This window comes from Bradyrhizobium sp. USDA 4452 (assembly GCF_054063575.1).
In genome coordinates, this window is sequence record NZ_JBSSGK010000001.1 from 1,300,101 (window position 1) to 1,324,108 (window position 24,008).

17 protein-coding genes are annotated in these 24,008 nt (G+C 65.6%); 8 read left to right on the forward strand and 9 right to left on the reverse strand.

Annotated features, from left to right (window positions below; all coding sequences use genetic code 11):
• Positions 1-160 precede the first annotated feature (160 nt).
• Positions 161-1,129, forward strand: coding sequence for a zinc-binding dehydrogenase (locus ACVISU_RS06420; protein ID WP_456706372.1), 969 nt, complete (start codon positions 161-163; stop codon positions 1,127-1,129).
• Between the two features lie 33 nt (positions 1,130-1,162).
• Here the strand turns inward: ACVISU_RS06420 and ACVISU_RS06425 are convergent, their stop codons facing one another.
• From ACVISU_RS06425 to ACVISU_RS06435, 3 genes are all read right to left on the reverse strand, one after another.
• Positions 1,163-1,657: an RlpA-like double-psi beta-barrel domain-containing protein gene (locus tag ACVISU_RS06425; protein ID WP_172803491.1), complete on the reverse strand. Its 495-nt coding sequence runs from the start codon at positions 1,655-1,657 to the stop codon at positions 1,163-1,165.
• Between the two features lie 300 nt (positions 1,658-1,957).
• On the reverse strand, positions 1,958-2,806 hold the full coding sequence (locus ACVISU_RS06430; RefSeq protein WP_050405100.1) for a DMT family transporter: 849 nt from the start codon (positions 2,804-2,806) through the stop codon (positions 1,958-1,960).
• A gap of 70 nt (positions 2,807-2,876) precedes the next feature.
• Positions 2,877-3,473 (reverse strand): TetR/AcrR family transcriptional regulator, encoded by a 597-nt coding sequence (locus ACVISU_RS06435; protein ID WP_456710769.1) that lies wholly within the window; start codon positions 3,471-3,473, stop codon positions 2,877-2,879.
• 245 nt (positions 3,474-3,718) lie between these two features.
• Between ACVISU_RS06435 and ACVISU_RS06440 the strand changes: the two genes are divergently transcribed.
• Together ACVISU_RS06440 and ACVISU_RS06445 are read left to right on the forward strand one after the other, a co-directional pair.
• Positions 3,719-5,107, forward strand: coding sequence for a cation diffusion facilitator family transporter (locus tag ACVISU_RS06440; protein WP_456706373.1), 1,389 nt, complete (start codon positions 3,719-3,721; stop codon positions 5,105-5,107).
• A 191-nt stretch (positions 5,108-5,298) separates the two neighbouring features.
• Positions 5,299-7,620, forward strand: coding sequence for an ATP-binding protein (locus tag ACVISU_RS06445; RefSeq protein ID WP_456706374.1), 2,322 nt, complete (start codon positions 5,299-5,301; stop codon positions 7,618-7,620).
• A gap of 8 nt (positions 7,621-7,628) precedes the next feature.
• Here ACVISU_RS06445 and mdoH read toward each other — a convergent pair whose 3' ends face one another.
• The 3 genes from mdoH to ACVISU_RS06460 form a co-directional block, all read right to left on the reverse strand.
• Positions 7,629-9,749, reverse strand: a complete 2,121-nt coding sequence (gene mdoH / locus ACVISU_RS06450) for a glucans biosynthesis glucosyltransferase MdoH (protein ID WP_456706375.1) — start codon at positions 9,747-9,749, stop codon at positions 7,629-7,631.
• Complete coding sequence (locus ACVISU_RS06455) at positions 9,737-11,203, reverse strand: glucan biosynthesis protein G (RefSeq protein ID WP_456710770.1); 1,467 nt, start codon at positions 11,201-11,203, stop codon at positions 9,737-9,739. The genes mdoH and ACVISU_RS06455 overlap by 13 nt, the downstream gene beginning before the upstream one ends.
• 206 nt (positions 11,204-11,409) lie before the next feature.
• Complete coding sequence (locus tag ACVISU_RS06460; RefSeq protein WP_050405105.1) at positions 11,410-12,306, reverse strand: LysR family transcriptional regulator; 897 nt, start codon at positions 12,304-12,306, stop codon at positions 11,410-11,412.
• Between the two features lie 256 nt (positions 12,307-12,562).
• Here ACVISU_RS06460 and ACVISU_RS06465 point away from each other — a divergent pair, with 256 nt between their 5' ends.
• Genes ACVISU_RS06465 through ACVISU_RS06485 form a run of 5 tightly spaced genes read left to right on the forward strand, consistent with a single transcriptional unit; the run spans position 12,563 to position 18,525 of the window.
• Complete coding sequence (locus tag ACVISU_RS06465; protein WP_456706376.1) at positions 12,563-13,039, forward strand: formate dehydrogenase subunit gamma; 477 nt, start codon at positions 12,563-12,565, stop codon at positions 13,037-13,039.
• The gene (locus tag ACVISU_RS06470; RefSeq protein ID WP_456706377.1) at positions 13,036-14,592 is read left to right on the forward strand and encodes an NADH-ubiquinone oxidoreductase-F iron-sulfur binding region domain-containing protein; all 1,557 of its coding nucleotides are present in this window, start codon (positions 13,036-13,038) and stop codon (positions 14,590-14,592) included. Before ACVISU_RS06465 ends, ACVISU_RS06470 begins: the two co-directional genes overlap by 4 nt.
• Positions 14,593-14,604: 12 nt before the next feature.
• Positions 14,605-17,481, forward strand: coding sequence for a formate dehydrogenase subunit alpha (gene fdhF / locus ACVISU_RS06475; protein ID WP_456706378.1), 2,877 nt, complete (start codon positions 14,605-14,607; stop codon positions 17,479-17,481).
• Between the two features lie 2 nt (positions 17,482-17,483).
• Complete coding sequence (gene fdhD / locus ACVISU_RS06480) at positions 17,484-18,320, forward strand: formate dehydrogenase accessory sulfurtransferase FdhD (RefSeq protein WP_050405109.1); 837 nt, start codon at positions 17,484-17,486, stop codon at positions 18,318-18,320.
• Positions 18,304-18,525 carry a formate dehydrogenase subunit delta gene (locus ACVISU_RS06485; RefSeq protein WP_050405110.1) on the forward strand — a complete coding sequence of 74 codons (222 nt, stop codon included), beginning with the start codon at positions 18,304-18,306 and terminating at the stop codon, positions 18,523-18,525. The genes fdhD and ACVISU_RS06485 overlap by 17 nt, the downstream gene beginning before the upstream one ends.
• 155 nt (positions 18,526-18,680) lie before the next feature.
• Here ACVISU_RS06485 and ACVISU_RS06490 read toward each other — a convergent pair whose 3' ends face one another.
• From ACVISU_RS06490 to ACVISU_RS06500, 3 genes are read right to left on the reverse strand one after another with little or no spacing between them, the layout of a single operon-like run.
• On the reverse strand, positions 18,681-21,644 hold the full coding sequence (locus ACVISU_RS06490) for a bifunctional [glutamine synthetase] adenylyltransferase/[glutamine synthetase]-adenylyl-L-tyrosine phosphorylase (protein WP_456706379.1): 2,964 nt from the start codon (positions 21,642-21,644) through the stop codon (positions 18,681-18,683).
• Positions 21,641-23,095: a sensor histidine kinase gene (locus ACVISU_RS06495; RefSeq protein WP_050400806.1), complete on the reverse strand. Its 1,455-nt coding sequence runs from the start codon at positions 23,093-23,095 to the stop codon at positions 21,641-21,643. Before ACVISU_RS06495 ends, ACVISU_RS06490 begins: the two co-directional genes overlap by 4 nt.
• Positions 23,079-23,759, reverse strand: coding sequence for a winged helix-turn-helix domain-containing protein (locus ACVISU_RS06500; protein ID WP_456710771.1), 681 nt, complete (start codon positions 23,757-23,759; stop codon positions 23,079-23,081). Before ACVISU_RS06500 ends, ACVISU_RS06495 begins: the two co-directional genes overlap by 17 nt.
• Between the last annotated feature and the right edge of the window lie 249 nt (positions 23,760-24,008).

Consider the following 24,008-nt stretch of genomic DNA (forward strand, 5'->3'; position numbering starts at 1 on the left):
CCAAGCGCGTCTCGAAGGGTCGACGGCCACCGATCGGGCCATTCATCCTTCGAGGACCGCGGAAGGACGGCCACCTCCAGCGACAAAGGCGACGCCTTTGCGCGGTGATGACGGAACTCAGAGCCATCTCGCGTTAGACGACAGCAACGAGAACAAGCCCATGAAAGCGTATGTCTACGGAACCAACGGCCCCGAAATCACCGACGTCGCTAAGCCCGTGCCGAAGGGCACCCAGGTGCTGGTCAAGGTTCACGCCTGCGGGTTGAACCGCGCCGATCTCGGCATGACCAAGGGCCACGCCCATGGCGCGGCCGGCGGCGTCGGCACCGTGCTCGGCATGGAATGGGCCGGCGAAGTCGCCGAGCTCGGTCCCGATGCCAAAGGCGTCAAGGTCGGCGACAAGATCATGGGCTCCGGCGGCGCGGCGTTCGCCGAATACACGCTCGCCGATCACGGCCGGCTGTTTCGCAGCCCGTCGAACATGAATTTCGACGAGGCCGCCACCCTGCCCGTCGCGCTCGCCACCATGCACAACGCCGTCGTCACCAACGGCGCGCTGCAGGCGGGCCAGACCGTGCTGATCCAGGGCGCGAGCTCCGGCGTCGGCCTCATGGCGATGCAGATTGCAAAACTGAAGGGCGCAAAGCTCGTGGTGGGGTCCTCGACGGACGCGATGCGCCGCAGCCGGTTGACGGAATTCGGCGCCGATCTCGCCATTGATTCCAAGGATCCCGGCTGGGTCGATCAGGTATTGCAGGCGACCGGTGGCGAAGGCGTCGATCTGATCGTCGATCAGGTCTCCGGCCCGGTCGCGAACCAGAACCTGAAAGCGACCAAGGTCAAGGGCCGCATCGTCAATGTCGGCCGGCTCGGCGGCACCCATGGCGACTTCAACTTCGACCTGCACGCCGCGCGCCGCATCCAGTATATCGGCGTCACCTTCCGCACCCGCTCGATCGAGGAAATCCGCGCGATCTTCGACGAGGTGCGCAAGGACATCTGGCCCGCGGTCGAAGCGCGCAAGCTGCAGCTGCCGATCGATCAGGTCTACAAATTCGCCGACATCGGCAAGGCGTTCGAGCACATGGAAGCCAACAAGCACCTCGGCAAGATCGTGGTGACGCTGTAGCTGCGTGGCGACCATCAAGTTCGCGCGCGACGTTCAGCCGACAGGTCCGGGACTCCAATAATCCCCCGCAAGGGGGCTCACCTTCACGTCGCGAATGACTCCGAGCTCCAGGCCTGGATCGAAATAGCGCATCGTCCGCACGTTGAGGTCAATGATGCGGCCAGGCCGTAATGGCCCGACGTCATTGATCTTGACGATGACCTTCTTGCCTACGGCCTCGACGAGCGCATATTTCGGCCTCGCGCCGAATTGGACCCCGCCGAACTTCTGACGCAAGCTCGTTTTGATGGCGGCCGCCCAGACCGAGCGATCATAGCGCTCGCCGGAAGCTGTGCTCGGACCGCCCTCCTCCCTGCCGGGCTTGAACGGATCGTACATGGATGCTGCGCCGACGATCGCATCCTCACAAGCGGCTTTGACGACAGCGCTTGAATGAACCGAATTGTTTTCACTTCGAGCAGCGGTGCCAGACATGGCAAGCGCAACCAGGGCGCCGCAAGTTGCGGCGCTCAAGCCGAACAGCATCATAACTCCTTGATTGATTTTCTGATCGTCGGTTCCCGATGCCGCAAGACATGATCGAGGCAACGCGGAGGCGTTCACTCGTGACAATTCGTTGCGGAGTCGTGCCAGTTCAGGCGACGGAACCATTGTGGGAACCAGAGGTCCCACACAGTGTCTTTAGTTCTCGTCGACTAAGACAGAGAATGCGTCAGCAAAATGACTGGATGGGCTGTCTTCGACAATGCGAGGCGAAGCATCGATTGTATCCGCGCGGCGAGATGATGGGCTCCGCTACGTACTACCCATCCTGCGCGCCAATCCGCCTTACGTGCTCGGCCTCACCTGCGTGATGGCGACGCCGGAGATCGCGAGCAGCCCGCCGACAATCAGCTTCGGCGTCGCGCTGTCGCCAAGAAACAACACGCTCGAGATCAAGGCGAACACCGGAACCAGCAGGCCGAAGGGAGCGATGCGGTCCATCGAACAGCGCGCGATCAGCCAGAACCAGAGGCCGAACCCGACAATCCCCCCGATAAAAATGGTGTAGGCCAGCGCCAGCCAGCCGTGTCTATCCGCCGTGACAAGGCTCGCCGCTTGTCCATGCTCGAGCAGCAACGACATCAGCAACACCTGCGGCACGGTGAGCAGCGACGACCACCCCATCAGCATCAGCGGATCAAACGGGCCGTGACGTTTGGTCAGGACGGTAGACACCGCGAATGCGAAGGCGGCTCCGACCACCAGCAGCAGCGGCAAGGCGTTCGCCGACCGGCCGGGCTCCGCTGTCAGCACCACGCCGGCGAACGCAAGCACCACGCCGACCGATGTGACGAGCGACGGCCGCTCCGCCAGCAGCGGCCAGGCCAGCAGCACGGTGAAGGCCGGCGCGAGTTGATAGGCGACCGCCGACATGCTTCCCGAGCCGAGCCCGAGGCCGACATAGAACAGCCCGAAGTTCAGCCCGCCGAGGAAGAGCGAGATGACCGCGATCGGGCCCAGTTGTTGGCGCGTCGGCGCCTTGACGAACGGGACAACCAGCAGCGCCATCGCCAAAAAGCGCAGCGCGAGGAAGAACAGCGGCGGAAACTCGGTGACGCCGACCTTGATGACCACGAACTGATAACCCCAGAGCAAGGGAACGGCCACCGCGCAGACGATCTGGATGACGGACATGGCTTCTTTCCTTTCAAGACCGATCGGTCTATATATAGGCACGCCAAACGCGAAGGCGTTCGCGGGTTCCTTACCTGAGAAAGCGATCGAGCAGCGCGTCGGCGGTGGCTTGCGAGGTGGCGCGCGCCGGAGCCGTTTTGGCGACCACGCGCAGCCCCCACAGGAAACAGATGACAATTCGGGCTGCACTCGAAGGCTCGACGCCAGCGGACAGCTTGCCCGCCCTCTCCGCACGAGAGAATGCATCCGCCACCCTGGTCTCCATGGTTTTGAAGAAGCTCGCAAAGCGACGACCGACCTCGGCATCCTGGCCAGCCAGCTCCATCGCCGTCGCCACCAGCAGGCAGCCGCGCCGGCCATTGGCACCGCACGCGCGCTCAACGTAGCCGGCAAGGTAGGCCCGCAGCCCGTCGACCGGATCTCTGCGGGGATCGAGTTCGTCATCCATCCGCGTCAGGGCATCGGCAATGTAGCGATCGAGAGCGCGCAGGAACAGCGAGTGCTTGTCGCCGAAAGCGGCGTATAGGCTGCCGCGCGAGAGTTTTGTCGCACGCAGCAGGTCCGGCAGTGCCGTGGCGTGATAGCCGCGCGACCAGAACACATTCATCGCGCGTTCGACGGCGGCGTCCATGTCGAAACTTCGCGGGCGGCCACGGGGCGCCTGCATGGTGGTTTGGCGGCTCATGATTGATATATAGACCATTTGGTCCATATATCGCAAGTGGTCGTTTCAGGTGATTTGGACGCGGAAGGCGGCTGGAGCGCGAAAGATGGCTGGGGTGGCGCACGGCGGACCACCTCCCCGTCGTCATTTGGCGTGACATTGATACAACTCTGCTGTTGCAAGTGAGTTGCGATTGCGCGTGACGACTGACACTTGATGTTCACGGTTGGCCTGCTACACCGCCGCCCATGAGCTCTTCCAGCACCAACGCGCCCAACACCAAGACATCCGTCGCCGCGATCTCGATCCTTGCCAGCGGCGGCATGGCCGCGGCGAAGTTCGTCGTCGGCATCGCCATCGGATCGCTGGCGCTGATCTCCGAGGCGCTGCACTCTTCGATCGACCTCGTCGCCACCATCATCACCTGGGCGGTGGTGCGGGTGTCGGACCAGCCCGCCGACGCCGAGCATCATTACGGCCACGGCAAGTTCGAGAGCGTCTCCGCACTCTTCATCATCGCCCTGCTCTATGTGCTGGCCGGCGGCATCCTGGTGCAGGCCTACAGCCATCTGCGCGAAGGCGCGCCGCCGCCTTCGATCTCAGCCATTCCGTTCATCGTTCTGACCATCGATATCGGCGTCAATCTATGGCGCGCCCGGGCGCTGCACCGCGCGGCGCGCGACACCAAGAGCCAGGCGCTGGCCGCCGACGCGCTGCATTTCGCCTCCGACGTGATGGGCTCTGCGGCGGTGATCGTCGGGCTGGTGCTGGCGGGCTTCGGCTTCTGGTGGGGCGATGCCGCGGCCGCCATCGCGGTTGCCGTGATGATCGCCCTGCTCGGCCTGCGCATGGCGCGCGAGACGGTCGAGACCCTGCTCGACCGTGCGCCGGAAGGCGCGCTGGAGAAGGCCACCGCGGCGATCAGGGCGGTGCCGGGGGTCGTCGACGTCGAGCGGCTGCGGGTCCGCATGGTCGGCGCCACGCATTTCATCGATGCCATCGCCGCCGTGCCGCGCACCTATCCGATCGACCGCGTCGAGGACATCAAGCGCCGGGCGCAGCAGGCGATGACCAAGGCGTTCGGCGACGCCGACCTCACCTTCACTGCAGTGCCGGTGGCGCGCGACAATGAGAGCGTGCGCGAGCGCATCATGGTGATCGCGCGCAATTCCGGCCTTGCCATCCACCACGTCACCGTGCACGACATCGGCGGCAAGCTGATCGTCGGCATCGACCTCGAGGTCGACAGCGACATGGCGCTGGACGCCGCCCACGACATCGCCCACGAGCTCGAGCGCGCGATCCGCGAGGATTTTGGCGAGGACGTCGAGGTCGACACCCATATCGAGCCGCTCCAGCCGGAACTGCCCTGGGGAACCGACGCCGCGCCCGACCGCGTCGATGCCATCAAGACCGCACTGACCGGCTTCGCCGATGGCGGCGCGATCCATGACATCCATAATGTGCGGGTCCGCAACACCGACGCCGGCGAGATCGTCAACTTCCATTGCCGCGCCGAGCCCTCGATGAGTGTGATCAAGGTGCACGAAAGCGTCGACGAGATCGAACGCAAGCTGCGTCGCACGTTCCCCACCGTGAAGCGTGTGATCAGTCACGCAGAACCGGCGCGCGCGTAATTCTACGGAGCCGTTCCTGTTTCGGACTCACTTTGCGCGACCTGATTCCGTCTTGGACAAGAATTATTTCGCATTAACGAATCGTTGACTCTCGACAGGCTGCGAAATCTGGATTCAAATCATCATGATTCGGATGCGACGTGGGGAGCATCCGATCCGGGTAAAATCAGCTTAGAGCGGGGGTCTAAGGCATGGCGCGCGCGCATGCAGCGAACGCGTGCGTCCAATCCGATTCGATCAAGGGATTGGCGCAATCGATCGCAAAACCGGCCTATCACAGGCTCTTGACGGCCGAGCCTGCACTGCGCCGCGCTGTCCCTACGCTCATCATCGCCTTCCTCATCACGATCTGCCTCGGCGCCTTCGTCCAGGTGATCGACCAGAACCGGCAAAAGCGCGGTGCGATGAAGCGCGACCTTGCCGCGCTCTCCGACATCCTCGCCGAGCGCCTCGACCGCCTGACCTCGGTGCGCCGCGATCGGCTCGCCAATATCGAGCGGCTGCAGGAGCTGCTGCCCGACCTGATCCCGTCCTGGGGCATCGCCAACGGCCGCCACGTCATCATCACCAGCGCCGATCATCGCGTGCTGGCGCGCGTGCCGATGGACGGCGCCGGCGAGAACGACCGCGTCCTCGACATCGTCTCCACAGCCCAGCTGCTTGTCGCACCGAGCCAGCAGGGCGCGGTCAGCGACATGACGCTGCCGACCGGCGCCGGCGCGCTGGCGATCTCGCAGCTTGTCAAGTCGCTGCCCGGCCAGGTCGTCGTCATCCAGGAGATGAACGAGCCGATCTGGGGATCGGACGCCGCGCTCTCGGTGACGCTGTCGGCGACCACGAGCTTCGTGGTGCTGATCCTCGGCTTCGCGTTCCACTGGCAATCGACCCGCGCCCGCGAGGGCGACCTGATCAACGACGCCGTTCGCGGCCGGATCGACACCGCGCTCAACCGCGGCCGCTGCGGATTGTGGGACTGGGACCTGTCGCGCGGCCGGATCTTCTGGTCGCAGTCGATGTTCACCCTGCTCGGCCTCGACAGCCGCAACGACCTCCTCACCTTCGGCGAGGTCAACGCGCTGGTGAACTCCGACGACATCAACCTGTTCGACATCGCCGAGCAGCTGATCTCGGGCAAGATCGATCACATCGATCAGAGCTTCCGCATGCGCCATGTCGGCGGCCACTGGATCTGGCTGCGCGTCCGCTGCGAGCTCAGCCACGCCGCGGCCGACAGCGGCCTGCATCTGATCGGCATCGCGGTCGACATCACCGAACAGAAGAGCCTCGCCGAGAAGTCGGTGGAAGCCGACCTTCGGCTGCGCGACGCGATCGAGACGATTCCGGAGGCCTTCGTGCTCTGGGACGCCGAGGACCGCCTCGTGCTCTGCAACTCGCACTTCCAGCGGCTGCACAAGCTGCCGGATAGCGCCGTCAGCCCCGGCACTTCGTATGAAACCGTGATCGAGGTCGGCAGCATGCCGGAAGTGCGCACCCGCCTGCACGAGAGCGGCGTGCCGGCTCCCGGTGCCCGTACCTTCGAGGCGCAGCTCGACGACGGCAGCTGGCTGCACATCAGCGAGCGCCGCACCAAGGACGGCGGCTACGTCTCGGTCGGCACCGACATCACCCGCATCAAGGCGCACGAGCAGAAGCTGGTCGACAACGATCTGCGCCTGCGCGCCACCGTGATCGACCTGCAGCGCTCGCAATCCGAGCTGGAGCGGCAGGCCGTCGAGCTCGCCGACCTCGCCGAGAAGTACTCGCAGGAAAAGACCCGCGCCGAGGACGCCAACGCCGCGAAGTCGAAATTCCTCGCCAATATGAGCCATGAGCTGCGCACGCCGCTCAATGCCATCATCGGCTTCTCCGAGATCATGGGCTCCGGCCTGTTCGGCACGCTCGGCTCGGACAAGTACGCGGAGTACTGCCATGACATACTGACCTCAGGGAAATACCTGCTCGAGGTCATCAACGACATCCTCGACATGTCGAAGATCGAAGCCGGCCGCATGAAGTTCGACATGGAGCCGCTCGACCTCTCCGGCATCCTCGCCGAGTCGCTGCGGGTGGTCTCCGGCCGCGCCGAGCACAAGGGCCTGTCGCTGGAATCGGATATCGAAAGCACCATCTCGGTCGTCGCCGACCGCCGCGCTGTCAAGCAGATCATCGTCAACCTGCTCTCCAACGCCGTGAAATTCACGCCCGACAACGGCCGCGTGCTGGTGCGCGGCCAGATGCTCGACGACTCGATCGTGCTGCTGATCGCCGACAGCGGCATCGGCATCGCGCCGGAATCGCTGCGGCGGCTCGGCAAGCCGTTCGAGCAGGTCGAGAGCCAGCTCACCAAGAGCTATCAGGGCTCGGGGCTCGGCCTTGCGATCGCGCGATCGCTCACCAACCTGCATGGCGGCTCGATGAAGCTGCGCTCCAAGCTCGGCGTCGGCACCGTCGTCCGCGTCACCCTGCCCCGCGATCCGCGCTCGCTGCAGACGAGACTGCCGCAAGCGGCCTGAACCCCACGCTACTTCGCGAGCACCTCTTCCAGCAGGACGGAATCGCCGAGCACGGCCAGCGTCTCGCGCGGCGTGAGATGGTCGATCGCCTCATCGAAGCTGTCGCTGGCCTCGATCCGCGCACGGGCCACCGCGAGATGAAGATCGATCTCGCCCGGGCCGCCGCGCTTCGCCGGCGGCAGCGACGACAAATGACGATGCAGCAGGCTGGAATCCTGCCGAAGTATTGCGAGTGCGGGGGCCGCGGCGCGCGCGGGCTGCGATGCCAGTTCGTTGGCGCGGACCAGCACGCGCGGTGGCTCGCTCTCCTCCGGCGTCACGAATAGCGCGCGCATCGCGGGCTTCGCCGTCCAGGCGCCAATCGGGATCGCGAACAACAGGCCGACGATGACCGGCGACATCCATAGCAGCAGCGGCAATGACACCGCCCAGGCACTTGCTGCCATCGCGACACCGCAGGCGGTCGGGACGCCGTACTTGCGATAGAGCTCACGCCGCTCGACCTCGCCGTCGTCGCGCCGCTGCGTCTGCCAGCCGGCATCGCGGCCGAGCAGGATCTCGACTACGGCAATCGACTGGAACACCATCATGACCGGCGCGATCATCGCCGAGACCAACACCTCCGCGATGACCCCCGTCAGCGCCTGGAAGCCGCCGCCGAATTGCCGGCGCACGTCCCGCCGCGTCAGCAGCAGGATGAAGCCGAGCAGCTTCGGCACGATCAGGAGCGCCATCGTCAGACCAAACACCCACGCAGCGAGCACGGGATCCTGCGCCGGCCAGTTCGGGAATAGCGAGAAGCCCTTCGGAAAATATTCGGGGCGAATGAAGCGCGCCTGCAACGAGATCAGGATGCCGAGCAGCAGGAACGCAAGCCACATTGGAGCAGTGATGTAGGAGCCGATCCCGGTCACGAAATGCAGCCGCGAGATCCAGTGCAGGCGGCGCGTCGTCAGCACCGCGAGATGCTGCAGGTTGCCCTGGCACCAGCGCCGGTCGCGCGCAGCAAAATCCAGCAGCGACGGCGGCACCTCCTCGAAGCTGCCGCCGAGCACCGGTGCCATGTAGATGCCCCAGCCGGCGCGCCGCATCAGCGCCGCCTCGACAAAATCGTGGCTCAGGATATGGCCGCCGAACGGCTTGCGCCCGGAGAGTTCAGGCAATCCAGCCTGTTCCGCAAAGGCCTGGATCCTGATGATGGCGTTGTGGCCCCAGTAATTGCCCTCGGAGCCGTGCCACCACGCGACACCGGCGGCGACCATCGGTCCATAGAGCCGGCCGGCAAATTGCTGCAGGCGGCTGAACAGGCTGCGGGCGTTGACGATGACCGGCAGCGTCTGCAGCAGTGCCGCCTGCGGATTGCTCTCCATGGCGTGGACCATCCGCACCATGGTGTCGCCCGACATCAGGCTGTCGGCATCGAGCACGATCATGAACTGGTAGGCGCCGCCGAACCGCCTGATCCACTCCCCGATATTGCCGGACTTCCGTGCCGTGTTGTCGGCGCGATGCCGGTAGTAGAGCCGGCCACCACCGCAGGCGTCGCTGAGCGCGAGGAACGCCTGTTCTTCGGCGATCCAGATATCGGGATCGCGGGTGTCGCTCAGCACGAACCAGTCGAAGCTGTCACCCTGCCCGGTCGCCTCGATGGACTCGTAGATGGCGTGCAGGCGCGCCATCAATTGATGCGGATTCTCGTTGTAGGTTGGGAGCAGCACCGCGGTCCGGCTCGCGAGCTGTGGCAGCGGACCATCGTCGCGGATCGGTAAGGAATTCCCCTTGCGCCGAAGCAGCACGACGAAGCCGGCCAATGCCGAGGCGAACGAGAACGCGATCCAGGCGAGCAGCGCCACGAACAGCACCAGCACCATCCATTCCATGATCGTCACGCCGCCGACCTGGACCACCATGTACATCTCGTAGGCGCCCGCGCCGGTCAGCGCGACGGTCAGCAGCAGCACGAACGCGCGGCGCATCAACATGCCCGCCCCGACCGACACCGGCCTGCTCACCGCGCGAGGCGGCTGCCCGAGATCGGCCGCCGCCATCGCAAGCGGATTCTCTTGCGGCAGGAAGCCGTCGGCCGCCGCCACGACGTCGGGACGCGACGAGGTGACTATGGTGTCCATCGATAGACCCAGATCTCCGAGAGCGGCTTGTCGTCCTGCGCCAGATAGGCGCGCAGCTCGATCGGATCTTTTTTGACGGCGCACTGGAAGCTGAGCCGCCAGCCGCCGGTATTCGGGTTCGGCTGCGTGACGATGTTGGTGATCTCGGCCTTCTCCGCCGTCACGACGCCCTTGATGCTGGCGGGATCGATCCCCTTCAAATTGTCGCCGAACAGGTCGAGCACGAACAGCTTGCCGTTCTCGCCATGCGCGCCGATGCCGCTGCGGGTGAAACGCGCCAGCGAATGCGGCTTCGGCGCGTCAGGTCCCCAATGCAGCCGGTAGGTGAGATTGGTTTCGCTCTTGGCCTTGAGCGGCGCCTTCGGCCGCCAGAACGCGGCGATGTTGTCGTGGATTTCCTCCTTGGTCGGGATCTCGAACAGGATCACCGCGCCCTCGCCCCAGTCGCCGATCGGCTCGACCCACAGGCTCGGACGCTTCTCGAAGCTCGATTCGATGTCCTGATAGGCGAAGAAATTCTTCTCCCGCTGCATCAGCCCGAAGCCGTGCGGGTTGATGTCCTGGAACGTGCTGATCTGCAGGTCGCGCGGATTGCTCAGCGGGCGCCACAGGCTCTCGCCCCTGCCGTTGTAGATTGCAAGCCCGTCGGAATCGTGCACCGACGGCCGGAAATCATCGACCTCGTTACGATCATTGGGGCCGAAGAAGAACATGCTGGTCATCGGCGCAACACCGGCATGCTCGAGATCGGCGCGCGGATAGAGCGAGGCCTCGACGTCGAAGACGGTGGTCTTCCCCGGCCTGATCGTGAAGCGATAGCTTGCCGCGCAGCTCTTGCTGTCGAGCAAGGCATGGATGACCAGCGAGGTCGCGTTGGGCACCGGACGCTCGAGCCAGAACGCCTTGAAGAACGGAAACTCCTCGCCCTTGGCCTCGCCGGTATCGATCGACAGGCCGCGTGCCGACAGGCCATAGGTCTCATCCTTGGCGACGGCGCGAAAGTAGCTTGCGCCGAGGAAGACGCAGACCTCGTCGTAATAGTCCGGTTTGTTGATCGGCGCGTGGATGCGAAATCCGGCGAAGCCAAGGTCGGTCTCGGTGAACGCAGGCACGGTCTCGCCGAACGAGAACATGTCCTTGCTGTAGTTGACTTCGCTGACCTTGCCGTCAGCGACCTCGAATATCTGGACCTTGTTCTTGTAGAAGAAACCGCGGTGAAAGAACTGCGCTTCGAACGGCAGCTTCGCGCCGCGCCACAGCGCGCGGTCGGGCACGAAGCGGATCGAGCGGTACTGGTCGTAGTTCAGATCCGTCAGGCCATTCGGCAACTTCTCGTCCGGCGCCACGAATGACTTGGCTGCGAGGTTGCGCGCGAGCTCCCTCACCATCGATGGGTTGAAAGGCGCGTCCGACGTGTTCCCCGCGGCCGCGGCCTGCCGCTGCCGCAAGAGCATCAGTGCCGGCAACATGGCCGATCCGTGGAGTAACTGGCGACGATTCAAAGCAGCTCCTCTCGCTGACCGGGACGCCGGAAAGCAACCGCCGAACTGCTGCTGAGTTCCATATTGCCGCGCGCGGAACGATCGTCTACCGGCGAACCATGTGCACGATTATCGCAAGCTTGAACTACGACGGAAGGGTCTCGGCTGGCTGCCGAGAGCTACTGCGTCTCCAGCTTCGGCGCGACCTCGCGCGCGACCTGCACCAGGGCCGCGATCAAGGGCGTCATCGGATCGCGCTGCGGGATCACGAGGCCGATGCTGTAGTCCACCACCGGATCGACGATCGGAATGCTCCGCACCGCATCGGCAAGGCCAAGCGTCTCGGCGAGCTTGGCCGGCATCACGCTGGCCCAGCGTCCGGTCTTCACATGGGTGTAGAGCACCAGCAGCGAGTTCGAGGTCAGCGTCGGCGTCGCCTCGGCGCCGACCGAGGTCAGCGCGCGGTCGATGATGCGGCGGTTCTGCATGTCCGGCGTGAGCAGGCACAGCGGCACGGTGCCGACTTCCTTCCACGTCACCTGCTTGCGGTCGCCGAACATCGCATCCGGCGCCGTCAGCAGCCGATAGCTCTCATTGTAGAGCGGGATGGTGCGAACCTTGCCGATCGGCTCGTTCTCGATATAGGTCAGCCCGGCATCGACCTCGAGATTTTCCAAGAGGCCGAGTACGTCGGCCGACGTGCACGACTGGATGCGAAACCGCACATCGGGATGGCGCGCCCGGAACGGCGTAGTGAGCGAGGCCACCATGCCGAGCGCGGTCGGGATCGCGGCGATCCGGATCTCGCCCGACAGCTTGTCCTTGAGGCTGTTGATCTCCTGCTTCATCGCCCGCGCATCGCCGACGATGCGCCGCGCCCAGTCCAGCGTCCGCTCGCCCTCCGGCGTGAAACCCTGAAAACGCGATCCGCGCTGCACCAGCATGACGCCGAGGATTTCCTCGAGCTGCTTGAGACTGGTCGACATGGTCGGCTGGGTGACGCCGCAGGCCTCCGCAGCCCGGCCGAAATGCCGCTCCTTGGCCAGCGCCAGCAGAAGTTCCAGCTTGTCGATCAAGGTTCACATCCCTTCGGAAGACGGCGCCCCAAATGGCAGCCCGGCGCGTCCATAGGTAGCACGATCGGGGTGCGATCCCGAAATCCAAAGCGCCCCGGATGTGCGTGATTTCAGAACATTATTGCGATCCCGGATCGGTCCATTTGGCAACGCTATTAATCGCGTTTCGCAATCGCCGCATGAGACAGCTTTATTGATGTTTCGAAGGATTCCAACTCTCATGTGCAAAGCAAAAAACCGATCGTGAGAAGCGCGGATGACGGTGCGATACGAACCCTGGGACAAGGCGCGCGGCGCAGAAATCATCGCCGAGCATGCCGGGCTTGAAGGCGCCACGCTGGTGATCCTGCACGCGCTGCAGGAAGCCTTCGGCTATGTGCCGGAGCCTGCGATCCCGATGGTGGCCGAGGCGCTCAATCTGTCGCGCGCCGAGGTGCACGGCGTGTTCACCTTCTACCACGACTTCCGCAAGCAACCGGCCGGACGCCACGTCCTCAAGCTCTGCCGCGCCGAGGCCTGCCAGGCTGCCGGCGGCGACGCCCTTGCGGCGCGCGCCGAGGCCAAGCTCGGCGTATCCCTCGGCAGCACCACGGCGGACCAGCGGGTGACGCTGGAGCCGATCTACTGCCTCGGGCTGTGCGCCACCGCGCCGTCGGCGATGCTGGATGGCCGCCTGGTCGGCCGGCTCGACGAAGCGCGGATCGACGCCCTGGTCGCGGAGGCACACCGATGACGGTGCGAATTTACGTCCCCCGCGATGCCGCGGCCGTCGCCGTCGGCGCCGACGATGTCGCCCTCGCCTTCGCGCAGGCCGCGGCCGCGCGTGGCGCGGCGATCGAGATCGTCAGGAACGGCTCGCGCGGGCTGTGCTGGCTGGAGCCGATGGTCGAGCTTGCGACCGCGCAAGGCCGCATCGCGTTCGGCCCGGTGGCGCCGGCGGATGTGCCATCGCTGCTCGATGCGATGATCGGCAGCGGCCAGCATGCGCTGCGGCTAGGTGTCACAGATGAAATTCCCTGGCTGAAGCGCCAGACCCGGTTGACCTTCGTCCGCTGCGGCGTGGTCGATCCGCGTTCGGTCGACGACTACCGCGCCCATGGCGGCTACCGTGGCCTGGAGCGGGCGCTGACGCTGACTTCCGACCAGATCCTCGCCGACGTCATCACCTCGGGCCTGCGCGGCCGCGGCGGTGCCGGCTTCCCGACCGGCATCAAGTGGAAGACGGTGGCGCAGGCGCAGGCCGATCGCAAATACATCGTCTGCAACGCCGACGAAGGCGATAGCGGCACCTTCGCCGACCGCATGATCATGGAAGGCGACCCTTTCGTCGTGATCGAGGGCATGACGATCGCAGGTATCACGGTCGGCGCCACCAAGGGCTACATCTACATCCGCTCGGAATATCCGCACGCGGTCGAGGCGATGAACGCGGCGATCGTGGCGGCGCGGCGCGCCGGCTTCCTCGGCAAGCAGATCGGCGGCACTAAGCATGAGTTCGATCTCGAGGTGCGGGTCGGCGCCGGCGCCTATGTCTGCGGCGAAGAGACCTCGCTGTTGGAGAGCCTCGAAGGCCGCCGCGGCATCGTCCGCGCCAAGCCGCCGCTACCGGCGCACAAGGGCCTGTTCGGCCGTCCGAGCGTCATCAACAACGTGCTGTCGTTCGCGGCGATCCCCTTCATCCTCGACAACGGCGCCACGGCCTATGCCGATTTCGGCATGGGCCGCTCGCGCGGCACGCTGCCGATCCAGCTCGCCGGCAACATCAGACACGGCGGGCTGTTCGAGACCGCGTTCGGCGTCACGCTCGGCGAGCTCGTCGACGAGATCGGCGGCGGCACCTTCACCGGACGGTCGGTGCGCGCGGTGCAGGTCGGCGGTCCCCTCGGGGCCTACTTCCCCCGCGCGCTGTTCGACACGCCGTTCGACTATGAGGCGTTTGCGGCGCGCGACGGCCTGATAGGCCATGGCGGCATCGTGGTGTTCGACGACACCGTCGACATGGTCAAGCAGGCGCGCTTTGCGATGGAGTTCTGCGCGATCGAATCCTGCGGCAAGTGCACGCCGTGCCGGATCGGCTCGACCCGCGGCGTCGAGACCATCAACAAGATCATCAACGGCGAGCGCGTGGCGGAAAACCTCGCCGTGATCGAAGACCTCTGCAACACCATGAAGTTCGGCTCGCTGTGCGCACTGGGCGGCTTCACACCCTACCCGGTGATGAGCGCACTGAAGCACTTCCGGGAAGATTTTGGTCCCGCACCGGCCCGCCTGCAGGCCGCGGAATAACAGGAGATCACGATGTCGCTGATCCAGGAAACCGATTTCGGCACGCCCAAGTCCAAATCCGAGACGATGGTCACGCTCATTATCGACGGCAATCAGATCACCGTGCCCGAGGGTACCTCGATCATGCGCGCGGCGATGGAAGCCGGCACCCAGATTCCAAAGCTATGCGCGACTGACATGGTCGACGCCTTCGGCTCCTGCCGGCTTTGCCTCGTCGAGATCGAGGGCCGCGCCGGTACGCCCGCCTCCTGCACCACGCCGGTGATGCCCGGCCTCGTCGTGCACACCCAGAGCGAGCGGCTGAAGAAGCTGCGCAAGGGCGTGATGGAGCTCTACATCTCCGATCATCCGCTGGACTGCCTGACCTGCGCGGCGAACGGCGACTGCGAGTTGCAGGACATGGCGGGCGCCGTCGGCCTGCGCGACGTGCGCTACGGCTACGAGGGCGAGAACCACGTCTTCGCCAAATCGCATGGCTGCGAAAACGACAACTGGATGCCGAAGGACGAATCCAATCCGTACTTCACCTACGATCCCTCGAAGTGCATCGTCTGCTCGCGCTGCGTGCGCGCCTGCGAGGAAGTGCAAGGCACCTTCGCGCTGACGATCTCCGGCCGCGGCTTCGACAGCCGCGTCTCGCCCGGCATGAGCGAGAGCTTTCTCGGCTCCGAATGCGTGTCCTGCGGCGCCTGCGTGCAGGCCTGCCCGACCGCGACGCTGACCGAAAAATCCGTGATCGAGATCGGCCAGCCCGAGCATTCGGTCGTCACCACCTGCGCCTATTGCGGCGTCGGCTGCGCCTTCAAGGCCGAGATGCGCGGCGAGGAAGTGGTGCGCATGGTGCCGTGGAAGGACGGCAAGGCCAATCGCGGCCATTCCTGCGTCAAGGGCCGCTTCGCCTGGGGCTATACCACGCACAAGGAGCGTATCCTCAAGCCGATGATCCGCGAAAGAATCGAGGATCCCTGGCAGGAAGTGTCGTGGGACGAGGCGTTCAACTTCGCCGCCGCGAAATTCAGGGGCATCCAGCAGAGATACGGCCGCGACGCGGTCGGCGGCATCACTTCCTCACGCTGCACCAATGAAGAGACCTATCTTGTGCAGAAGCTGATCCGCGGCGGCTTCGGCAACAACAATGTCGACACCTGCGCCCGCGTCTGCCATTCGCCGACCGGTTACGGCCTATCGCAAACTTTTGGAACCTCGGCCGGCACACAAGATTTCGATTCGGTGGAAGACACCGACGTCGTCATGATCATCGGCGCCAATCCGGCCTCGGCGCATCCGGTGTTCGCCTCGCGGCTGAAGAAGCGGCTGCGCCAGGGCGCCAGGCTGATCGTGCTCGATCCGCGCCGCACCGAGATGGTGGAATCGCCGCATGTGAAGGCACTGCATCTGCCGCTGATGCCCGGCACCAACGTCGCCGTAGTCACGGCGCTCGCCCACGTCATCGTCACCGAAGGGCTCGTCAACGAGAGCTTCGTGCGCGAACGTTGCGACTGGAGCGAGTTCGAGGAATGGGCGGCCTTCGTCGCCCAGGAGAAGTACAGCCCCGAAGCGACCGCGATCATGACCGGCGTCGATCCGAAGGACCTGCGCGAGGCGGCGCGGATCTATGCCACCGGCGGCAACGGCGCGATCTATTACGGGCTCGGCGTCACCGAGCACAGCCAGGGCTCGACCACGGTGATCGCGATCGCCAACCTTGCGATGGCGACCGGCAATATCGGCCGGCCCGGCGTCGGCGTGAATCCGCTGCGCGGCCAGAACAACGTGCAGGGCTCCTGCGACATGGGCTCGTTTCCGCACGAGCTGCCCGGCTATCGCCATATCTCGGGCGACGCCGTGCGCGAGCAGTTCGAGGCGATGTGGAACGTGAAGCTCAACAAGGAGCCGGGCCTGCGCATCCCCAACATGTTCGACGCCGCGATCGAAGGCACCTTCATGGGGCTCTACGTGCAGGGTGAGGACATCCTGCAATCCGATCCGAACACCAAGCATGTGGTGGCGGCGCTGTCGGCCATGGAATGCGTCATCGTCCACGATCTGTTCCTGAACGAGACCGCGAACTACGCCCATGTGTTCCTGCCCGGCTCGACCTTCCTGGAAAAAGACGGCACTTTCACCAACGCCGAGCGCCGCATCCAGCGCGTCCGCAAGGTGATGACGCCGCGCAACGGCTATGCCGACTGGGAAGTGACGATCCTGCTCGCCAAGGCGATGGGCTTCGAGATGCACTACAACCATCCGTCCGAGATCATGGACGAGATCGCGGCGCTGACGCCGACCTTCACCGGTGTCTCCTACGCCAGGCTTGACGAACTCGGCTCCGTGCAGTGGCCCTGCAACGAGAAGGCGCCGGAGGGCACGCCGATCATGCATATCGGCGGCTTCGTGCGCGGCAAGGGCAAGTTCATCGTCACCGAATATGTCGCGACCGACGAGCGCACCGGGCCGCGCTACCCGCTGCTGCTCACGACGGGGCGCATCCTCAGCCAGTACAATGTCGGTGCGCAGACCCGCCGCACCGAGAACGTGGTCTGGCACGCCGAGGACCGGCTGGAGATCCATCCCCACGACGCCGAGCAGCGCGGCGTCCGCGATGGGGACTGGGTGCGGCTGGCGAGCCGCGCCGGCGAGACGACGCTGCGCGCCGAGATCACCGACCGCGTGGCGCCGGGCGTGGTCTACACCACGTTCCATCACCCGGACACCCAGGCCAATGTCATCACGACCGATTTCTCGGACTGGGCGACCAACTGTCCGGAGTATAAGGTGACGGCCGTGCAGATCTCGCCGTCGAACGGTCCGTCCGACTGGCAGAAGGCCTATGACGAACAAGCCCGCCATTCGCGCCGGATCGCGCCGGTGGTGGAAGCCGCGGAGTAACGATGCGCGAGCCGGTCCACAAGGCGAAGCGGAAAGTCTGGCGCGACGGCGTGTTCAGCGACGGCGCGCGCCTGATCCCGGAAGAGACGCCGCTGGCGCTGACCTATAATGGCGGCACCTACGCCGTGATGATGGGCTCGCCCGAGGACCTCGGCGACTTCGCCGTCGGATTCAGCCTGAGCGAAGGCATCGTGCAATCGGCCGACGAGATCGAGACCCTCGACATCGTCGAGCTCGATGACGGCATCGAACTCCGGATGTGGCTCAAGCCCGACAGGGCCGAGCGGATCGCGGAGCGACGGCGCAACATCGCCGGCCCGACCGGCTGCGGCCTGTGCGGGTTAGATTCCATCAGCGAGGCGGTTCGGCCGGCCGCGATCGTGTCCGCAAGCCGCATGTTCTCGCCGCGCGAGATCATGACCGCGGTGGCGGCGGTGGCGCCGCTGCAGGAGATCAACCACCAGACCCGCGCCGTGCATGCCGCCGCGTTCTGGACGGCTGCGCGCGGCATTGTGGCGCTGCGCGAGGATGTCGGCCGCCACAATGCGCTCGACAAGCTCGCCGGCGCGCTGGCCCGCGATAAGGTGGTCGCAAGTGACGGCATCGTGCTGCTGACCAGCCGCGTCTCGGTCGAGATGGTGCAGAAAACCGCTGCGATCGGCGCGCCGCTGATTGCCGCCGTGTCGGCCCCGACCGCGCTTGCGGTCCGGATGGCGGATGCCGCCGGCATCACGCTCGCCGCGATTGCCCGGTCGGATGGATTTGAAATCTTTACGCATCCGGAACGCGTCACAGGCGCGGTGCCCGGCAAGGAGTCCGCTTATGTCGTCGTCGCCTGACAAACTGGTCTATATGGCGAACCAGATCGGAAAGTTCTTCCACAGTCAGGGGCACGATCGCGCCGTGCAGGGCATTTCCGAGCACATCTGGAAGTTCTGGGATCCGCGGATGCGCAAGCAGATCTTCGCTCATCTCGACGCCGGCGGCGCTGGTCTCGACCCCGATGTGCTCGACGCGCTTCAGAAGCTGAAGCAGCAGGCGTAGCGGCAAGTAAGGTAAGGCGCGCAACCTCCTTCACCGTCACCCTGAGGAGCGCGCCCTTGCGCGCGTCTCGAAGGGTCGACGGCCCAACTGTGGCCGTGCATCCTTCGAGACGCGGCGAAGACGCCGCTCCTCAGGATGACGGTCCAACTTCCCTGCTACCCGCCGCCCACAATCGCGTTGAAGACGCGGCGCACTTCGCTCTGCGTCTCGCGCAGGCGAGCTTCCAGCGCAGAGAAATCCGGCGCGTCCCCGGCCCGCGCCATCACGCGCCGCAGGTCTTCACCCGCGGTCTCCGGATTGAACTTGCCGGTGACGCACAGCCGCAGGATCTGCGTCAGGTCGTGATAGAGCCGCGCCGCCGAGCGCAGGATCTCGGCCTCGGACTGGCCGAGCAGGCCGAGCTTGGCGGCGTGGTCCAGCACTTGCAGCGTCGAGACGCTGAGGATCTCCGGCTTCACCGATGCGTGCGCGAGCTGGAGATATTGCGCGATGAAATCGATGTCGACGAGCCCGCCGGCGGCGAGCTTGAGGTCCCAGACATCGTCCTCGCCCTTCTCCAGCGCGATCGCCCGCCGCATGTCGGCGACGTCGGCCGCGGTCGAGGCCGCATCGCGCGGCCGGGTCAGCACACTGCGGATGATCGCCTCGATCCTCTCGCGGAACTCGGGCGACGACGAGATCACGCGCGCACGCGTCAGCGCCATATGCTCCCAGGTCCAGGCTTCGCGCTCCTGGTAGTCGGAAAACGAATCGATCCGCGAGGCGACCGGGCCGGCGCGGCCGGACGGCCGCAGCCGCATGTCGACTTCATACAGCACGCCGTAATTGGTCCGGGTCGTGAACGCGCTGATCAGGCGCTGTGTGAACCGGGCAAAATACTGTGCGCCGTGCAGCGAGCGCTCGCCGTCGGAGTCCGGCGCCTCGCTGTCGAAATCGTAGAGCAGGATCAAATCGAGGTCGGAGGACGCCGTCATCTCGCGGCTGCCGAGCCGGCCCATCGCGACGATCGCGGTCTCCTGCCCCTTGATCCGGCCATACTGCGCGGCGAACTGATCGGTGACGAGACCGTGCACGGTGTGCACGATGCCTTCGGCGACATCGGCAAACGCCGTGCTGGCGTGCTGCGCCGACACCGTGCCGGACAGGATCCGCGTGCCAATCAGGAACAGGCTCTCCTGGCCGAACAGCCTCAGACGATCGAGGAAATCCTCATAGGACGACGCATCCTGCAGCGTGGCGGCGAGCCGCTCCGACAGCTCCTTCTTGTCCGGCATTGCGCCGAAGAAGCGTGGATCGACCAGGCCGTCCATGATCTGCGGCTGCCGCGCCAGCATGTCGCCGAGCCGCGGCGCAGCACCGAGGATCAGCGCCACCAGCGCAACGAAATCGCGGTTCTGGCTGAGCAGCGAGATCAACCGCCCGCCCCGCTGCAGCGCGCCCAGGAAGCGGTCGAACGCCGCCACCGCGTCATCCGGCTCCTCGGCATGCGCGAGGCCGTCGATCAGCCCGGGAATGAATTCGAGGAACGCCGCGCGTGTCGCCTCCACGCGCAGCGCGCGATAATCGCCCTCGATCCATTGCTGCACGGTGCCGGCGACCATCACCGGCTTCTTGAAGCCGAGACTGGCGAGATGCTCGATCAGGCGGCCGTCTTCGGGGCCTGCCCCGTAATCGACATCCGGCAGCTTCGCGCTCCCGGTCGGATCGTCGCCCTCGAACAGCTTGCCGTAATGGTTCTGCACGATGTTGAGCTGGCCGAGCAGGTCCCTGGCGAAGGCCTCGCGATTCTCGTAGCCGAAGAAATGCGCGAAGCGCTCGACGTCCTCAGGTGCTTCGGGCAGCGAATGGGTCTGCTCGTCGGCGATCATCTGCAGCCGATGCTCGACCCGGCGCAGGAATTCGTAGGCCGTGGTCAGCTCGTCGCGCGCGTCAAAGGTGATCCAGTTGCTGTCGGCGAGCACGTTGAGCGCTTCGAGCGTCGGCCGCACCCGCAATTCCGGATGGCGGCCGCCGGCGATCAGCTGTTGGGTCTGGGCGAAGAACTCGATCTCGCGGATGCCGCCGCGGCCGACCTTGACGTTGTGGCCCTCGACCGAGATCTCGCTCTGGCCGCGATAGGTCTGCATCTGCCGCTTCATGTCGTGGACGTCGGCGAGCGCGGCAAAGTCCAGATGCTTGCGCCAGACGAAGGGCGCGAGCTCGGAGATCAGCGCCTCGCCGGCCCTGGGATCGCCGGCGCAGGGCCGCGCCTTGATCATTGCGGCGCGTTCCCAGGTGCGCCCCTCGCGCTCGTAATAATGCAACGCCGCATCGGTCGAGATCGCGACCTGGGTCGAGGCCGGGTCTGGACGCAGCCTGAGATCGACCCGGAACACATAGCCCTCGCCCGAGCGCTGCTGCAGCATCCGCGCCATCGCCTGGGTGACGCGGACGAAGAACGGCTGCGGCTCGATGTCGTCGGCGAGCGAGGTGGCCGTGCGATCGAAGAACACGATCAGGTCGATGTCGCTGGAATAGTTCAGCTCGCCCGCGCCCATCTTGCCCATCGCCAGCACGATCAGGCCCGAACCCGCTTCCGGACGGTCGGGATCGACGGCAGTCATCCGGCCCCGGGCAACCTCCTGCCGCAATAGATATCTCAGCGCCGACTGCACCGAGTTGACGGCGATGTCGGTCAGCGCCGCCGTCACCCGCATCACCGGCCAGACGCCGCCGATGTCGCACAGCGCGATCATCAGCGCGGCCTCCGCCTTCATGCGGCGAAGCAAAACCATCACGTCAGCCTCGCTGCCGGCGGCAAGCACGTCGCGCGAGGTCGTCTCGATCAGATCAGCAAGATGCGACTCGGGGTCGCATGACAGGATCCGGATCAGCCGCGCGGCATCAGCGCGCGCGAGCTCGAACAGATAGGGCGAGAACTCGGCGATGCCGCGCAGGATGTCGCGTGCGAATGGGTGCTCCAGCAGCGCCGCGAGCGCGACCGATTGCGCCGGCTCGAGCTCGGCGAACCAGTCGGTCAGGCGCTGATCGGCAGATTGGGGCGCGGCGACACGCGGTCCGTCCGCGAACCGCGCGGCCAGAGCGTGTCGATCCGCGTTTCCCGGCGCGGCGGCATTCATGCCGCCTTCTGTGGCACATCCTGCGTTTGAGCCGCAAGCCTGTCACTGCCGCCGGCCCGCGCCGGCAGCACCAGGGTGGCCACTAGCCCCGGATGGGCGTCGCCGAGCCGCAGTTCGCCGCCGTGGAGCGTGGCAACCGCCGAGGCGAGGCTGAGGCCGAGACCCGACCCGGGTAAGGTACGGCTGGCCTCGAGCCGGACGAAGCGCTCCACCGCGTGCTTGCGGTCGCCCTCGGGGATGCCCGGACCGTGGTCGGTGACGCTGAGCAGCACCTGATCGCCTTCGCGCCGGGCCTCGATCAGGATCTCCCGCGCATCGGTCTTCAGCGGCTCCACGCCCGGTTCGGGCTTGCCATATTTGATGGCGTTCTCGACCAGGTTGGCGACCGCCTGGCTGATCAATTCACGGTTGCCGTGAATCGGCGCCGGCGCGGTCTTCACCTGCAGCGTCATGCCGTCGTCCTCGGCCAGTGGCTCGTACAATTCGTGGATGCCGTTGGCGACGTCGGCACCGTCGAAATCGTCCATGTTGCCCCGCGCCTGGCCGGACTCGGCGCGCGCGATCATCAGCAGCGCGTTGAAGGTGCGGATCAGGCCGTCGGATTCCTCGATCGTCCGCTCCAGCGCCGCGCGATAATCGGTCTCGCTGCTGGAGCGCGCCAGCGCCTCCTCGGCGCGGTTGCGCAGTCGCGTCAGCGGGGTCTTGAGGTCGTGGGCGATGTTGTCGGAGACCTCCTTCAGCCCCGTCATCAGCGCCTCGATACGCTCCAGCATGACATTGAGATTTTCCGCGAGGCGGTCGAGCTCGTCGCCGCTGCGGCCGACCGGCAGCCGGCCGGACAGATCACCCGCCATGATGCGCCTGGTGGTGCCGGTCATGGCGTCGATCCGGCGCAGCACGCGGCGCGCGACGAAGATGCCGCCGCCGATGCCGAGCACGACAACGACGAGGATCGACCATTGTGCGGCCTTGGCGACGATGCCGAACAGCCGCCGCCGCTCCTCGAGGTCGCGCCCGACCAGGAGGCGGAAGCCGTTGTCCATCTCGGTCACCAGCACCAGCGCGCGATGATCGGTCTTGTCCTGGTCGTCGATCCGGCGATAGGCGGTCTCGCTCCAGCCCTGCACGCTCATCACGCCCGGCGCCAGCGAGCCGACATTGCCGGCCAGCGCCTGCCCGTTCGGCGCCGTCAGGAGATAGAGGTTGGCGCCCGGCCGCAGCGCACGATTGCCCATGGTGGTCAGCAGGCCGTGCAAGCCGCGGCGGTTATAGATGGAGGTGATCTCGCTGATCTCGACGTTGACGGTCGTGGTGATCTGCTCGGTGATCAGCCGCCGCGTGTTCCAGGCGAAATAAGCCAGCAGCGAGGCGGCAAACAGCGCGAACAGGAACAAATAGACCAGCGTCAGCCGAAACGCCGTGGTCCGGATCAGTTTACCGAATGCCGTCACGGATCATATACCCGGCGCCGCGGATGGTATGCAGCAGCGGACGCTCAAAACCCTTGTCGATTTTGGAGCGCAGCCGCGAGATGTGGACGTCGATGACGTTGGTCTGCGGATCGAAATGATAATCCCAGACGTTTTCGAGCAGCATGGTACGCGTCACCACCTGCCCGGCATGCTTCATCAGATATTCGAGCAGGCGGAACTCGCGCGGCTGCAAGGTGAGCTCATCCTTGCCGCGGGCGACGCGATGCGACAGCCGGTCGAGCTCGAGGTCGCCGACCCGATAAGTCATCTCCTCGGCCGGCCCGACATTGCGCCGCGACAGCACCTCGACGCGCGCCAGCAGCTCGGCGAACGAATAGGGTTTCGGCAGATAGTCGTCGCCGCCGGCGCGCAGGCCCTTGATGCGGTCGTCGACCTGGCCGAGCGCCGACAGGATCAGCACCGGCGTTCGGTTGCCCTTGTCGCGCAGCATGCCGATCAGCGACAGGCCGTCCCGCTTCGGCAGCATGCGATCCACAACCATCACGTCGTAATCGCCGGTCTCCGCCATCGACAGGCCTTCCTCGCCGTCGGAGGCGAGATCGGCGATATAGCCGACTTCACGGAACGCCTTGACCAGATAGTCGGCTGACTCGCGGTCGTCTTCGATGATCAGGATGCGCATTTGCGGAGCGGTTGCGGTCACGGGAATGGGCCCTCTGTCAGCATGGCGCGGCCGGCCTGCACATGCAAGACGACCGCGGGTATTCCGGAATTGTTGGGAAAAGTGGGCGGTGGAGCTGGGGGACTCCACCGCCCTGAGACCTTCCGACGGAGGGGGGCATATTCCATCGAAAGGCAACATAGGGAGCGGGCAAGGGGCCCGTCCCCCGGAACGCGCCGTCGGCGGGGGCGACGAATGCCGGCGACGCGT